We start from the raw sequence: 15109 nt of genomic DNA, 5'->3' as shown, positions 1-15109 counted from the left end.
GAGGTGGTCAGATCTGCTGGAGGATGCGCAGCGCCCGGCCGACCCGCTGCATGGTCTCCGTGTCGGCCACGTCGACGCACTCGGTGAACCACTTCTTCATCGGTGCGGAGAGCCGGTCGGGCATCACCACCCACCGGCCCATCGTCACCGCGAGGGGCGAGTCCCGCAGCAGGGACTCGTCGACCACTTCGGCCACGATCACGATGGGCACGTCGGTGGAGTTGTAGACGTCGGAGCTGATCACCAGTCCGAGGCGTTCCCGGGCGCCGTCGATGCGCCAGATCTCTCCCCTACGCAGCACGCGGGCGTCCGCCGAAGAGCACGTCGTCGACCATGGCGACCTCGTGGGCGTCGGCGATGGCGGCGGACTCCAGGTCGAGGCCGGCGCGACCGACGGCGGCGGCGTGCGCGTTGAAGACCTCGCGCAGCGCCTTCTCCCGGGCGGCCCGGTCCATCCAGGCGGAGAGCGACAGCCCTTCGCGCTTGGCGAACCGGCGGGCCTCCTCGATCGTCTCGTCCGAGAACGAGAGCGTCACCTTGGCAGTCATGCCGCCGAGATTACCGTTGGGTATGACCGGCGGTCATCCCGGTCATCCCCGCCCGCCCCGGGGCGCGAGAACGCCCACCGCCGACATTCCCGGCGAACCGCCGGCCGCGACCGGCCGGCGTCACCAGGTCTGCTCGGCGGCCCGGACGAGCATCTCGTTGACCGCCACCCGCCGGTCCCGGGTGACGATGTAGGTGACCGCGTCGGCGATGTCCGCCGGCCGCAGCAACTCCATTCCCTCGACCTGCCGGACGATCGCCTCCCGGATCCCGTCCCGTACGTGCGAGGAGAGCTCCGTGTCCACGGTGCCCGGCTCGACCACGCTCACCCGCAGCCGCTTCGGCCCCACCTCCTGTCGGAGGGCCTCGGAGAACGCGTTGAGCCCGAACTTGGTGAGGTTGTAGACGGCCGTGCCGGGCCGGGCGACCCGGCCGGCGGTGGAGCTGATGTTGACCAGGTCCGCCACCCGGCGCGGGGAATCCTCGACGGCACGCAGCAGGTGCGGCAGCGCGGCCCGGGTTACGTACAGCATGCCCTGGACGTTGACCGCGAGCATCCGCTCCCACTCCTCGGTCGGGGCGTCGGCCACCGGCCCGACGAGCATGATTCCGGCGTTGTTGACCACGGTGTCCAGCCGCCCGAGCTCGGTCACCACCTGCTCGACGGCGGCTGCCGCGGCCGGCTGGTCGGTGATGTCGGCCTCGACCACGAGCACCGTCCCGCCTGCCGCCCGGATCGTGTCCGCCAGTTCGTCGAGCCGGCCACGACGCCGGGCCAGCACCGCGACCGCCGCGCCCTCCGCCGCGAGGCCGCGCGCGGTCGCCGCGCCGATGCCACTGCTGGCGCCGGTCACGAGCGCCACCGTCCCCGGGAGCCGTCCCGTCATGTCTTCCTCCTCCTCTCGCAGCCGACCTGGCCCGCGTTGCTCGCGGCCCGAGCCACCTCAGGATTCGGCCTCCGCCGACCCGGCTGGCCACACACCCACAACCGGAGGCTACTCCGCTTAGTCAGCGCATCCGGAGCCGGCTCCGGATGACCACAGACCCCCACGCGGTCAGGCCGCCCGGCCGCCGAAGACCGCGAAGCGCCACTCCTTGAAGAAGCAGTCCACGTCGACCAGCCCCGCCTCGACCAGCCAGCCGCACTGGTCGGCCACCGTTGCCGGCCGGTCGTGCCGCATCCGCTCCCGGGCCGCGGCGATCTCCCCGGAGTCCGAACCCAGCTCGGTGATCCGTGCGGTCCAGACCTCGCCGTACCGCCGGTCGAGGGCGGGCGTCGGACCGGCCACCTGCTCGGCGTTGACGAACACCCCGCCGGGGACGAGCGCCGCCGCGACCCGGCGGTAGAGGGCCCGCTTGCCGGCGTCGGGCAGGTGGTGGATGGCGAGCGCGGAGACCACCGCGTCGTACCGGCCGGGCGGCAGCGGGTCGGCCAGGTCCGCCCGGACCACCTCGTGCGACACGCCCCGGGCGCGAAGCTGGTCGGTGGCGACGGCGAGCATCGCGGGCGCGGCGTCGACCAGGGTCAGCCGGACCCCCGGCACGGCGGCGGAGAGGAGCAGGGAGAGCAGGCCGGTGCCCGCGCCCAGGTCCAGCACCTCCGGGGTACGCCCCGCCGCCAGCGCCGCCCGCAGTGGTGGTGCGGCGACCTCGACCGCGGTGCCGTAGAAGGCGTCGAAGCAGGGCACCAACCGGCGCCGGGCCTCGTCGTACGTCCCCGCCACGGCGTCGAACGCGTCCGCCACGGTCATCCCGCCTCCCAAAATGTAAGATTGTTGTCTCACATTCTAAACCGTGCGGCCCGGCCCGGTGACCCCGTGCGGTGTGAGGCGCTCTTGACAGGACCGAAACAGAAGGGACCCGGACCGGAAACCGCCCGGCGGCACGCTTTCCCGACATGACAGACGGTGCACGGGTGGCGACGCGACCGGGGGTGGCATCCCGGGAGGCGGCGACCCACTGCCCGTACTGCGCCCTGCAGTGCGGCATGACGCTGCGCGAGACCGGCGGGCGGGTCGAGGTGCTTCCCCGGCAGTTCCCCACCAACCGCGGCGGCCTCTGCCAGAAGGGCTGGACCGCCGCCGAACTCCTGGACCACCCCGAACGGCTGACCACGCCCCTGGTCCGCGACCCGGCCACCGACGAACAGCGCCCGGCGAGCTGGGCCGAGGCGCTGGACCGGATCGCCGCCGGGATCCGCACCGTCCAGACCGGACACGGCCGGGACGCCGTGGCCGTCTTCGGCGGGGGCGGGCTGACCAACGAGAAGGCGTACGCGCTCGGGAAGTTCGCCCGGGTGGCGCTGCGCACCCGGCACATCGACTACAACGGCCGCTGGTGCATGTCCTCGGCGGCGGCCGCCGGCATCCGGGCGTTCGGCGTCGACCGGGGCCTGCCCTTCCCCCTCGCGGATCTCGGCCGGGCGGAGACGCTGCTGCTGGTCGGCGCCAACCCGGCGGAGACCATGCCGCCGCTGCTGCGCCACCTCGCCGACCAGCGGGAACGCGGCGGGCGGCTGATCGTGATCGACCCCCGGGTCACCGCGACCGCCCGCCAGGCCGACCTGCACCTGCAACCGCTGCCCGGCACCGACCTGGCGGTGGCCAACGCGCTGCTGCACATCGCGCTCACCGAGGGCTGGCTCGACCGCGACTACGTGGCCGACCGCACCACCGGCTTCGACGCCGTCCGCCGCACCGTGGCCGGCTACTGGCCGGCCGAGGTCGAACGGCTCTCCGGAGTGCCGATGGCCGACCTGGAGGCCACCGCCCGGGCGCTCGGCACCGCCGGCAGCGCGATCATCCTCACCGCCCGCGGCGCCGAGCAGCACGCCAAGGGCGTCGACACGGTCACCGCCTTCGTCAACCTGGCGCTCGCCCTCGGCCTGCCCGGCCGCCCCGGTTCCGGGTACGGCTGCCTCACCGGGCAGGGCAACGGCCAGGGCGGCCGGGAGCACGGGCAGAAGGCCGACCAGCTCCCCGGCTACCGGAAGATCGACGACCCGGCGGCCCGCGAGCACGTCGCGGGGGTCTGGGGCGTACCGGCCGACGACCTGCCCGGGCCGGGGGTGCCCGCGTACCGGCTGCTGGACTCGCTCGGCACGCCGGACGGCCCGCGGGCGCTGCTGGTCTTCGGCTCCAACCCGGTGGTGTCGGCGCCCCGGGCGGCCCGGATCGAGTCCCGGCTGCGCGACCTGGACCTGCTGGTCGTCGCCGACTTCCTGCGCTCCGAGACGGCCGCCCTGGCCGACGTGGTGCTGCCGGTCGCCCAGTGGGCCGAGGAGGACGGCACGATGACCAACCTGGAGGGTCGGGTGCTGCGCCGGCGGGCGCTGCGCGAGCCGCCCCCCGGCGTCCGCACCGACCTGGCGGTCCTCGCCGACCTCGCCGCCCGGCTGGACGCGCCGGTGGACTTCCCGTCCGAGCCGCGGACGGTCTTCACCGAGCTGCGGCGGGCCTCCGCCGGCGGGCCTGCCGACTACGCCGGCGTGACCTGGGAGCGGATCGACGCCGAGACCGGCGTCTTCTGGCCCTGCCCCGACCCGGACGGCCCGGACACCCCCCGGCTCTTCGCCGACCGCTTCCCCACCCCGGACGGGCGGGCCCGGTTCCACCCGGTGACCCACCGGCCGGCCGCCGAGGAGGTCTGCGCCGAGTATCCGCTGCACTTCACCACCGGGCGGGTGCTGGCCCAGTACCAGTCCGGCACCCAGACCCGGCGGGTCAGCGCGCTGCGCCGGGCCGCGCCCGACGCCTTCGTCGAACTGCACCCGGACCTGGCCGCCCGGCTCGGCATCGACGATGGCGAGCCGGTGCGGGTGGTCTCCCGCCGGGGCGAGCTGCGCGCCCCGGCCCGGGTCAGCACCACGATCCGGCCGGACACCGTCTTCGCGCCGTTCCACTGGGCCGGCGCCGCCCGCGCCAACTCGGTCACCAACGACGCCGTCGACCCGGTCTCCGGGATGCCCGAATTCAAGATCTGCGCCGTCCGCGTCGAAAGGGCCGAGCCGTGAGCGAACGGGTGATCATCATCGGGTACGGGATGGCCGGCTCCCGGCTCGCCGCCGAGCTGCACGCCCGGGGCGGGGACCACAAGGTCACCGTGCTCGGGGCGGAGCCGCACCGGGCGTACAACCGGATCATGCTCTCCACCCTGCTGGCCGGGAAGATCGCCGAGCCGGACGTGGAGCTGGCCGAGGTCGCCGGGCAGGGCGTGGACGTGCGTACCGGGGTGGCGGTCACCGCGATCGACCGGGCCACCCGCGAGGTGCACACCGACGACGGCGACCAGCACGGCTACGACCACCTGGTCCTCGCCACCGGCAGCCGGGCCGTGGTGCCGCCGCTGCCCGGTCTCGATCCGCTGCCGGAGCGGGTGGTGCCGTTCCGCACGCTGGACGACTGCCGGCGCATCCTCGCCGCCGCCCACGGCGCCCGCACCGCGCTGGTGCTCGGCGGCGGGCTGCTCGGCCTGGAGGCGGCGCGCGGGCTGGCCGCCCGGGGGCTGGACGTGACCGTGGTCCACGCCACCGGCTGGTTGATGGAGCGGCAGCTCGACCCGGCGGCCGGGGCGGTGCTCGCCGGCACTCTCGAAGGGCTCGGCGTGCGGACCGTGCTGGCGGTCCCGGCGACCGGAGTGGCCGCCGACGCGGACGGGGTCCGCCTCGACCTGGCCGACGGCCGCTCCCTCACCGCCGACCTGCTGGTCCTCTCCTGCGGGGTACGCCCCGACACCGCCCTCGCCGCCTCGGCCGGACTGACCGTCGAGCGCGGCGTGGTGGTGGACGACCGGATGCGGACCAGCGACCGGCGGATCTCCGCGATCGGCGACTGCGCCCAGCACGACGGCGTGCTGACCGGGCTGGTCGCCCCGGCCTGGGCCCAGGCCCGGGTGGTGGCGCAGGTGCTGGCCGGCGACGACCCGCTGGCCCGGTACCGGCCCCGGCCGGTGGTGACCCGGCTCAAGGCGGCCGGCATCGACCTGGCCGCGATGGGCGACGCCGTCGACGCCCCGGCCGGGTACCCGGTCGAGGAGCTGACCTTCGCCGATCCGGCCCGCGGCACGTACGCCCGGCTACGGATCCGCGACGAGCGGCTGACCGGGGCGATCCTGCTCGGCGACAACCCGGCGGTCGGCACGGTGGTGCAGCTCTTCGACCGGGGCGCCCCGGTACCGGCGGACCGGCGGTCGCTGCTGCTCGGCCGGGCCTTCGGCGCGGTGCCGGCGGCGCCGGCCGCCTCCCCGGCACTGATGCCGGACGCGGCCACGGTCTGCCAGTGCAACGACGTCAGCAAGGGCGCGCTGGTGGCCTGCTGGCGGGCCGGCGCCCGGACGGTCGACGGGCTGTCCGGGGCGACCCGGGCCGGCACCGGCTGCGGCGGCTGCCGCGACGCCCTCGCCGGCATCGTCGACTGGCTCGGCGAGGCCGAACCGGTGGCGACGCGATGACCGGGTTACCCGCCCGGGGCTCGACCACCGGGCGACCTGACGAAGCGACGACCCGGCGGCCCGGCGGGCACGTGACCGCCGGGCGGACCGGTGGAGGTGACTGACGGGATGGACGGGCGACGCGGTGGAGGTGACGGGATGAGCGGCGGCGAGCTGGTCGTCATCGGCAACGGCATGGTGGGGCAGCGCTTCGTCGAGGCGCTGCGCGCCCGCGACCACGACCGGCGCTGGCGGGTCACGGTGCTCGGCGAGGAGCCGCGGCCCGCGTACGACCGGGTGCGCCTCTCGGCCTTCTTCGACGGGGTGGGCGCCGAGGAGCTGAACCTGCACACCCCGGACGAAGGGGTGCGACTGCGGCTCGGCGAGCCGGCCCACGGCATCGACCGGGCTCGCAGGATGGTGCGCACGGCGGCCGGCGAATACCCGTACGACGCGCTGGTGCTCGCCACCGGGTCGTACGCGCATCTGCCGCCGGTGGCCGGCACGGACCTGCCCGGGGTCTTCGTCTACCGGACGCTGGACGACCTGGCGGCGATCCGGGAGCACGCCGCGGGCCGCCGCACCGGCGCGGTGATCGGCGGCGGCCTGCTCGGCCTGGAGGCGGCGAACGCGCTGCGGCTGCTCGGGCTGGAGACCAGCGTCGTCGAGTTCGCGCCCCGGCTGATGCCGGTGCAGGTGGACGAGGCGGGCGGCGCGATGCTCCGGCGCTACGTCGAGGAGCTGGGCGTGAGCATGCACCTCGGGGTGGCCACCACCGCGCTGCGCCCCGGCCCGGACGGCACGGTCGCCGCGCTGGAACTCTCCGACGGCGGCACGGTCGACGCCGGCCTGGTCGTCGTCGCCGCCGGCGTCCGGCCCCGCGACGAGCTGGCCCGGGCGGCCGGGCTGGAGCTCGGGCCGCGCGGCGGCGTGCTGGTGGACGCGACGTGCCGGACGGCGGACGAGCGGATCTGGGCGGTCGGCGAGTGCGCGGCCGTGGACGGCACCTGCCACGGCCTGGTCGCCCCCGGGTACGCGACGGCCGAGGTGGTCGCCGACCGGCTGCTCGGCGGCGCGGCCACCTTCCCCGGCGCGGACACCGCCACCAAGCTCAAGCTGCTCGGGGTGGACGTGGCGTCGTTCGGCGACGCGCACGGCGCCACCCCGGGCTGCCTCGACGTCACCTTCACCGACCCGGCCACCCGGTCGTACGCGAAGCTGGTCCTCTCCGACGACGCGCGGACGCTGCTCGGCGGCGTGCTGGTCGGGGACGCCAGCGCCTACCCGACGCTGCGGGCCAGCGTCGGCGGGCCGCTGCCCGCGCCCCCGCTGGCGCTGCTGGCGCCGGCCGGCGAGTCCGGCGGCGGGGTGGCCGCGCTGCCCGGCGCGGCGCAGGTCTGCTCCTGCAACGCGGTCACCAGGGATCAGATCGACGCGGCGATCGCCGACGGCTGCGCGGACGTGCCGGCGCTGAAGGCGTGCACCCGGGCCGGCACGAGCTGCGGCTCCTGCGTGCCGATGCTGAAGCAGCTCCTCGACGCGGCCGGGGTGCAGCAGTCCACGGCGCTCTGCGAGCACTTCGACGCCAGCCGGCAGGAACTGTTCGAGATCGTCCAGGTGCGCGGCATCCGCACCTTCTCGCAGCTCATCGCCGAGCACGGGCGCGGGCGGGGCTGCGACATCTGCAAGCCGGTGGTGGCCTCGATCCTCGCCTCCCTCGGCACCGGGCACGTGCTCGACGGCGAGCAGGCGTCCTTGCAGGACACCAACGACCACTTCCTGGCCAACCTGCAACGCGACGGCAGCTACTCGGTGGTGCCCCGGATCCCCGGCGGGGAGATCACCCCGGAGAAGCTGATCGTGATCGGCGAGGTGGCGCGGGACTTCCGGCTCTACACCAAGATCACCGGTGGGCAGCGGATCGACCTGTTCGGGGCCCGGGTCGAGCAGCTCCCCCAGATCTGGCGCCGGCTGGTCGACGCCGGCTTCGAGTCCGGCCACGCGTACGGCAAGGCGCTGCGCACGGTGAAGTCCTGCGTCGGCGAGACCTGGTGCCGGTACGGGGTGCAGGACTCCGTCGGGCTGGCCATCGCGCTGGAGCTGCGCTACCGGGGCCTGCGCGCCCCGCACAAGATCAAGTCGGCGGTCTCCGGCTGCGCCCGGGAGTGCGCGGAGGCGCGCAGCAAGGACTTCGGCATCATCGCCACCGAGACCGGCTGGAACCTCTACCTCGGCGGCAACGGCGGCTTCCGGCCCCGGCACGCCGACCTCTTCGCCACCGACCTGAGCAGCGCCGAGCTGGTCACGCTGATCGACCGGTTCCTGATGTTCTATATCCGCACCGCCGACCGGCTGCAACGCACCGCCGCCTGGATCGAGGCGCTGGAGGGCGGCCTCGACCACCTGCGGGCGGTCATCGTCGACGACTCCCTCGGGCTCTGCGCCGACCTCGACGCGGCGGTGGCCCGGCACGTCGAGTCGTACTCCGACGAGTGGCGGGACGTCCTCGACGACCCGGACCGGCTGCGCCGGTTCACCTCCTTCGTCAACGCCCCGGACGTGCCGGACCCGTCGATCACCTTCGCCCTGGAACGCGGCCAACCGGTGCCGGTGCGCGGGACGCCGCCGGCGGCCGGCGTGGACCGCCGCCGCCAGCCGGTCGCGCTCGGCCTCCCGGAGGTACGCCGATGAACGAGCGGAACAGCCAGCCCTGCGCCGTGGCGGGTCGTCGCGGCGCCGCACGGAATGAGGTGACCCGATGAGCCCGACGAGCACGCTGGACTGGACGGCGGTCTGCCCGCTGGACCGGCTGGACCCCGACCGGGGCGTCGCCGCGCTGGTCGACAGGGTGCAGGTGGCGCTCTTCGTCACCGGCGGCGACCTGTACGCGGTCGACAACCTCGACCCGGTCGGCGGCGCGCAGGTGATGTCCCGGGGCATCGTCGGCAGCCGGGGCGGCGTGCCGACGCTCGCCTCCCCGCTGCACAAGCAGGTCTACGACCTGCGGACCGGGCGCTGCCTGGACCTGCCGGACGTGACGCTGCGGCGGCACGAGGCGCGCTGCCGGGACGGGGTGGTCGAGGTGCGGCTGCGACAGGAGGAGTGATGGCCGACGAACTGGCCGGCTTCACGATCGGGGTCACCGCGGACCGGCGGCGGGACGAGCTGGCCGCACTGCTCCAGCGGCGCGGCGCCCGGGTGGTGCTCGCCCCGGCGCTGCGGATCGTGCCGCTGGCCGACGACACCGACCTGCGCGAGGCCACCCGGGCCTGCCTGGACCGGCCGCCGGACATCCTGATGGCGAACACCGGCATCGGGATGCGCGGCTGGCTGGAGGCGGCCGAGGGCTGGGGGCTGGCCGAACCGCTGCGCTCGGTGCTCGCCCAGTCGTACGTGGTGGCCCGCGGACCCAAGGCGCGCGGCGCGATCCGGGCCGCCGGGCTGCACGACCAGTGGTCGCCGGCCTCGGAGAGCTGCGAGGAGGTGGTGGAGCACCTGCGCCGCCGCGGCGTGGCCGGGCAGGTCATCGCCATGCAGCTGCACGGCGACCGGCAGCCGGAGTGCACCGCCGCGCTGGAGGACGCCGGGGCCACGGTGATCGAGGTGCCGGTCTACCGCTGGGCCGCGCCGACCGACCCGGCGCCGCTGCACCGGCTGATCGACCTGGTCGCCGGCCGGCTGGTGGACGCGGTCACGTTCACCTCCGCCCCGGCGGCGGAGGCCCTGCTGCGGGCGGCCGGGGACCGGACCGAGACGGTGCTGGAGGCGCTCCGCGGTGACGTGCTGGCCGGCTGCGTCGGCGCGGTCACCGCGGAACCGCTGGTCCGGCGGGGGGTACCGGTCAGCGCGCCGAGCCGGGCCCGGCTCGGCGCGCTGGTCCGCACGATCGTCGACGAGCTGCCCCGCCGGACGGTCAGCGTGAAGGCCGCCGGCCACCTGCTCACCCTGCGCGGGCACGCGGCCGTGGTCGACGGGGAGCTGCGTCCGCTCGCCCCCGCCCCGATGGCGGTGCTGCGGGCGCTGGCCCGCACCCCGGGGCGGGTGCTCTCGCGGACCGCCCTGCTCCGCACGCTCCCCCGGGGCGCCGACGAACACGCGGTGGAGATGGCCGTGGCCCGGCTGCGGGCCGGCCTGCGCGCCCCCCGCGTGGTGCAGACCGTCGTCAAGCGCGGCTACCGGCTCCGGGTGGAATAGACCGGAGGGGCCCCGCGGCACCGTCTCCGGTGGTGGAGGCGGCGCCATGTCGACACGTACCCGGACCGCCTCGCACCGCTGCAGACCGCCTCAGCCCACCGGGGCAGACCGCCTCAGCCCACCGGGGCCGGGTAGCCGCGCCCGTGCTCGGCCTGAAGGCGGATCATGGCGTGCTCGACCACCGTCACCAGCACCTGCTTGACCGACTCCCGGTGCCGCGCGTCGCACGACACCAGCGGCACGTCCGGCGAGATGGCCAGTGCCTCGCGAACCTCCTCCAGCTCGTACTGCGGCGCGCCGTCGAACCGGTTCAGCGCCACCACGTACGGCAGGTTGCGGTTCTCGAAGTAGTCGAGCGGGGCGAAGGCGTCGGTGATCCGCCGGGTGTCGACCAGCACCGCGGCGCCCACCGCGCCCCGGATGATCTCGTCCCACATGAACCAGAAGCGGGTCTGGCCCGGCGTGCCGAAGAGGTACAGGATCAGGTCCTGGGCCATGGTGATCCGGCCGAAGTCCATGGCGACCGTGGTGGTCTCCTTGCCGGGCACCTTCGACGGGTCGTCGATGCCCACGCCGGCGGCCGTCATCAGCGCCTCGGTGGTCAGCGGAGTGATCTCGGAGATCGCTCCGACCAGGGTTGTCTTGCCCACGCCGAAGCCACCCGCGACCACGATCTTCGCGGAGATGATCTCCCGGCTGCGGCGCGCCCCGGCGGGGTCATAGTTCGCGAAGTCCACTTAGCACCCTTCCAAGCAGGTTCATCCGCTCCTCGAATCCCTTGGCGGGAGCGGCAGTGTGTAGCGTCAGCAGGCCCTCGGCCACCATGTCGGCGACCAGCACCCGGGTGACGCCCAGCGGCATCCTGGTGTACGCGGCGATCTCCGCGAGTGACTGTGCCCGGCCCTCGCAGACCGTGGCGATGCGGTACTTGTCGTGCCCGGCGAACCGCGCCTCGGCCACCTGGGTGGGTGTGCACGACAGCACCGCCTCCAGGGCGATGTTCTGCAGCGGCTCGGTGCGGCCACGGGTGACCGCGTACGGTCGCACCAGCGCGCCGCGCGGGTCCCGCCGTGGTTCCATCTCGCGATCACCTCCCTCCGTACGGAGCCGGGCCGGCTCCGGATCACCAAGTCACGCGGGTTCCGGTCAGGACCGCACGGCGTCCCGGGGCAGCGGCACCAGGGCCGCACCGACCCGCTCCACCAGCAGCGCCATCTCGTAGCCCACCTGGCCGACGTCGCAGCTGCGCGCGGCGAGCACCGCCATCGACGAGCCGTCGCTGATCGACATCAGGAACAGGTATCCGCTGTCCATCTCGATCACGGTCTGGAGCACGGCGCCCGCGCTGAACATCCGCGCCGTGCCCTCGGTCAGGCTCACCACGCCGGAGGTGATCGCGGCGAGCTGGTCCGCCCGGTCCCTGGGCAGGTCCCGGGAGGAGGCGAGCAACAGCCCGTCCGCGGACACCGCCACCACGTGGGCGATGCCCGCCACGCTGTCGGCGAAGTTGGCGAGCAGCCAACCCATGTCCTGCATGGCCGCTGGCCTGTTCATCGGTTCGTCTCCTTGATCGAGGTGCTGTTCAGGTCCGCACCGGCCGTCCGACCCCGCTGCACACCGCGGTGGTAGGCCGACAGCAGGCCGCGTACTTCGTCGGGCGTGCGCCGGCTGTGGGGCCGGCCCCCCTTCGGCTCGATGCCGCCGGGGACGAGCTGGGCCTGCGGCACCCGCTTCGGCAGGCCGGAGCGGGTGGTGCCGCCGGTGGTCGGCTCGGCCGCGCGGGTGGCCCGCGACCAACCCTCGTCGGCCGCCGTCCGCCAGGCGTCCGGGTCCACCCCGGGCGCCGCGGCCGGTGGCACGGACGGGGGTACGGCCGCGGCGGGCGGCACCGACGCCGCCGGCGGAGTGTACGGCGGTGGGGACGTCACGGCCGACGCCTGGGCACCCGGGGTACGGGTCGGCAGCGGCGGCCGGGACGGCGCGGCGGGCGGCGGCGCGGCCGGGGTCGAGTGCCGCGCGGCCGGGGCCCGCTCGTCGTCGAACCGGGGCCGGGTGAAGATCGTCGTCTCGTCGTCGCCGTGGGAGCGGAACCAGACCGCCTCCATCTCCCGGAAGATCGGCGCCTCGGCCGGCTGCTCCGGCCGGGCGACCACCGCGGGCGGAGCCACCGGCGTGGGCGGAGCCACCGGCGACACCGGGGCCGGAGCGGTCACGGCGGCGCCGCCCAGCCCGGCGATCGGACCCACCGGCAGGCCCCCGGTGCCCGGGCCGGCGGTCTCCCCGCCCGGGGTCCGCTTCGGCAGCGGGTCGAGGGTGGGGTGGGCGACGGTAGGCGTACCCACCGACAGGCCGCCACTGGAGACGGCGGCCGGCGGCGGGGACGCGGCCGGCGTGGCCGGCAGGCTCGGCAGCGCGCCGGTGGAGCCGCCCACCTGCACCGCGGGGCCGGTGTCCCGGACCTCGGCCGGCCCGGGCCAGCGGGCCGGCGCGGGCGTCCGCCACTGGTCGGTCAGGGTGGGCGCGGCGGTACGCCCGACGCCGGCCAGCGGGTCGGCGTGGCCGACCGAGGACAGCGGGGCCTGCTCGACGGCCAGCGGCTGGCGCGGGCGGGCCAGCGGCGCCGGGTCCTGGCCCCGGTTGGCCGGCAGCACCACCGTGGAGTTCGGCAGGGTCACCTGGGCGACCGTCCCGCCGTCCACGTTGCGCCGCAGCTCGACGCGGATGCCGTAGCGGGTGGCGAGCCGGCTCACCACGGCGAGGCCCATCAGCCGGAACGCGGCCACGTCCACGGTCGGCGGGGCGGCCAGCCGCCGGTTCAGCGAGTCGAGCTGCTCGTCGGTGAGGCCCAGACCCCGGTCCTCCACCTGGATCAGCACGTAGTCCCGGATCCGCCGGCCGTCGGCCACCACCGTGGTGTTCGGCGGGGAGAACCGGGTGGCGTTGTCCAGCAGCTCGGCCACCAGGCGGACCACGTCGTTGACCGCGTGCGCGGCGACCGAGACGTCGGTGTCGACCGTGCCGAACTCGATCCGGTTGTAGAGCTCCACCTCGGACTGGGCGGCCCGCAGCACGTCCACCAGCAGCGCGTCGTCGCGGCGCGGCACGGCCGAGTCGGCGCCGGCCAGCACCAGCAGGTTCTCGTCGTTGCGGCGCATCCGGGTGGCCAGGTGGTCGAGCTCGAACAGCTGCGCGAGGCGCTTCGGGTCCTCCTCGCCACGCTCGATCGCGTCCAGCTCACCGATCATCCGATCGACCAGGGTCTGACTGCGCCGGGCCAGGTTGAGGAACATCGCCGAGACGCTGGTCCGCAGGGCGGCCTGCTCGGCCGCCACCCGGACGGCTTCCCGGTGGACCACGTTGAAGGCCACCGCCACCTGGCCGACCTCGTCGCGGTTGCGGAGCTTGATCGGGTCCCGGACCTGCCGGACGATCTCGTCCACCCCGCCGTCGCCGATGGTGCCGATGTTCTGCAGGCGGCTGACCGCCTCCGGCAGGTCGTGGTTGGCCACCGCCAGGGCGCCCTCGCGCAGCCGGCGCAGCGAGTGGTTGAGCGAGCGGGCGAGGACGACGGCGAGCGTCACCGCGATGATCAGGGTCAGCAGCACGAGCGCGGTCTCGACGACCGCCTGCCGGATGACCTCCGTGCGCGCCGCGTCCGCGTCGGCGTACAGCCGGTCCTGGAGCTGGATCTCGGCCCACCGCATCAGGTCGTCGACCGCGCCGATGGCGGCGGAGGCGTCGTCCCGGGTGACCAGCGGGCGCTGACCGACCGACCGGGACAGGTCGGCCGCGACCCGGTCGGAGAGCTGCACCGCGTCACCGGAGACCGTGCTGTCGACGAGGCTCCGCTGCTCCGGCTCGGCGGCGCGGGAGAAGGAGAGCAGCGCCTCCTGCTGGCTGGTCAGGGTCGCCACGAAGGAGGAGAACTGCTCCTCGTCGAGCCGCCCGGAGGCCAGCGCGGTGAAGGCCACCGCCTGTTCCTCGGCGACCGCCGCCTTGGCGTGGGCGAAGGCCGCCACCGCCCGCCGAGCGTCGGCCAGGCCCTCCCCGCCGGGCTGCTGGGCGAGGGTGTCGCCGTACGAGACGAGGTCGGTGAGGATGATGCCGTAGCGCAGGCTCGCCTCGGCCACCGGCATCTGCTGCCGGTCCAGCACCTCCTGCCGGGTGCCGTTCAGCGTCGCCAGGTGGTCGTCGATGACCTTGAGCCGCCCCCGGACCGAGGCCGGCAGGTCGCCGAGCTCGCCCCGCTCCTGGCGGTACGCCGCGATCCGCTCGTCGGTGCGGCGGACCCGCAGGTTGTAGTCGTCCGGCTTCTGGTCGGGCGCGGCCAGGTAGCCGGCGGCGGCCATCCGTTCCTTGTGCAGGTCCTGGTTGAGCGCCGAGATGTCGATCGACAGCGCGGTGAGGGAGCGGATCCGGGTGGCGTCGTAGGCGCCCTCACCGACCGCGACGAGTCGGATGGTCGCCAGTGCGATGACGGCGGCGACCGGGACGACCAGGATGAGGGCGAGCTTGGAACGGATCCGCGCGTCCCGCAGCCGGGGCAGCCGCCGGCGCCGGTTCCGCGCGTCGGCGCCGGGGCTCTCGGGCAGGGTCGTAGGTCCGGTGCTCACGACATCGCCTCCGTCGTTTCTTCCACGCCTGACCCGCCGACCCGTGCCTGGTGCAGCGGCCAGCGCCACGCGCGGCACGGCCGCGATTTCATCAGAGAAGATCCTGTTTGGGAAGCCGCAGTGAGGCAGGAAACGGTCGGCGGGCCCGCAAGCCGGTCTCCGGTCAACTATTACCTTCTTTTCCCCAGCCCCCTGAACAGGGCGTGTACATCCAGAGTGGTCGGTCGATTCTGCAAGGTGAGCCAACGGTAAACATTCAATGTCCCCACGATGTGGGATGAGCGTCCCGAAACAGCTCCCCGGCTTCCGCGCTTGACCAAGGGGCCCGG

The 15109-nt window shown here is 74.8% G+C and carries 13 protein-coding genes; 5 read left to right on the top strand and 8 right to left on the bottom strand.

Annotated elements, in window-relative coordinates; translation table 11 throughout:
• Positions 1-7 precede the first annotated feature (7 nt).
• The 4 genes from OG799_RS32860 to OG799_RS32845 form a co-directional block, all read right to left on the bottom strand.
• On the bottom strand, positions 8-301 hold the full coding sequence (locus OG799_RS32860; RefSeq protein WP_406040787.1) for a hypothetical protein: 294 nt from the start codon (positions 299-301) through the stop codon (positions 8-10).
• On the bottom strand, positions 291-548 hold the full coding sequence (locus OG799_RS32855) for a DUF6364 family protein (RefSeq protein ID WP_406040785.1): 258 nt from the start codon (positions 546-548) through the stop codon (positions 291-293). Before OG799_RS32855 ends, OG799_RS32860 begins: the two co-directional genes overlap by 11 nt.
• A 120-nt stretch (positions 549-668) precedes the next feature.
• Positions 669-1433 carry an SDR family NAD(P)-dependent oxidoreductase gene (locus OG799_RS32850; RefSeq protein ID WP_406040783.1) on the bottom strand — a complete coding sequence of 255 codons (765 nt, stop codon included), beginning with the start codon at positions 1431-1433 and terminating at the stop codon, positions 669-671.
• Between the two features lie 168 nt (positions 1434-1601).
• Positions 1602-2297, bottom strand: coding sequence for a class I SAM-dependent methyltransferase (locus OG799_RS32845; RefSeq protein ID WP_406040781.1), 696 nt, complete (start codon positions 2295-2297; stop codon positions 1602-1604).
• A 146-nt stretch (positions 2298-2443) separates the two neighbouring features.
• On the opposite strand from OG799_RS32845, the gene OG799_RS32840 reads away from it, so the two are divergent.
• From OG799_RS32840 to OG799_RS32820, 5 genes are all read left to right on the top strand, one after another.
• Positions 2444-4558, top strand: coding sequence for a molybdopterin oxidoreductase family protein (locus OG799_RS32840; protein WP_406040779.1), 2115 nt, complete (start codon positions 2444-2446; stop codon positions 4556-4558).
• Positions 4555-5994, top strand: coding sequence for an FAD-dependent oxidoreductase (locus OG799_RS32835; protein WP_406040777.1), 1440 nt, complete (start codon positions 4555-4557; stop codon positions 5992-5994). The genes OG799_RS32840 and OG799_RS32835 overlap by 4 nt, the downstream gene beginning before the upstream one ends.
• A 138-nt stretch (positions 5995-6132) precedes the next feature.
• On the top strand, positions 6133-8664 hold the full coding sequence (gene nirB, locus OG799_RS32830; RefSeq protein WP_406040775.1) for a nitrite reductase large subunit NirB: 2532 nt from the start codon (positions 6133-6135) through the stop codon (positions 8662-8664).
• A 67-nt stretch (positions 8665-8731) separates the two neighbouring features.
• A complete protein-coding gene (nirD, locus tag OG799_RS32825; protein ID WP_406040773.1) occupies positions 8732-9079 on the top strand; it encodes a nitrite reductase small subunit NirD in 348 nt (115 codons plus the stop codon).
• The gene (locus OG799_RS32820) at positions 9079-10167 is read left to right on the top strand and encodes a uroporphyrinogen-III synthase (protein WP_406040771.1); all 1089 of its coding nucleotides are present in this window, start codon (positions 9079-9081) and stop codon (positions 10165-10167) included. Before nirD ends, OG799_RS32820 begins: the two co-directional genes overlap by 1 nt.
• Positions 10168-10280: 113 nt before the next feature.
• On the opposite strand, the gene OG799_RS32815 is transcribed toward OG799_RS32820, so the two are convergent.
• The 4 genes from OG799_RS32815 to OG799_RS32800 all read right to left on the bottom strand — a co-directional run bounded on the left by OG799_RS32815 (position 10281) and on the right by OG799_RS32800 (position 14780).
• Positions 10281-10904, bottom strand: a complete 624-nt coding sequence (locus OG799_RS32815; protein ID WP_406040769.1) for a GTP-binding protein — start codon at positions 10902-10904, stop codon at positions 10281-10283.
• Positions 10885-11247, bottom strand: coding sequence for a DUF742 domain-containing protein (locus OG799_RS32810; RefSeq protein WP_406040767.1), 363 nt, complete (start codon positions 11245-11247; stop codon positions 10885-10887). Before OG799_RS32810 ends, OG799_RS32815 begins: the two co-directional genes overlap by 20 nt.
• A gap of 66 nt (positions 11248-11313) precedes the next feature.
• Entirely contained in the window at positions 11314-11721 is a 408-nt protein-coding gene (locus OG799_RS32805) for a roadblock/LC7 domain-containing protein (protein ID WP_406040765.1), read from the bottom strand.
• Positions 11718-14780 carry a nitrate- and nitrite sensing domain-containing protein gene (locus OG799_RS32800; protein ID WP_406040763.1) on the bottom strand — a complete coding sequence of 1021 codons (3063 nt, stop codon included), beginning with the start codon at positions 14778-14780 and terminating at the stop codon, positions 11718-11720. The genes OG799_RS32805 and OG799_RS32800 overlap by 4 nt, the downstream gene beginning before the upstream one ends.
• Between the last annotated feature and the right edge of the window lie 329 nt (positions 14781-15109).

It is taken from the genome of Micromonospora sp. NBC_00898, from assembly GCF_045207895.1.
Classification (GTDB): Bacteria; Actinomycetota; Actinomycetes; order Mycobacteriales; family Micromonosporaceae; genus Micromonospora.
Note: the sequence above shows the minus strand (reverse complement) of the source record. Positions and strands in the feature narration are given on the sequence as shown.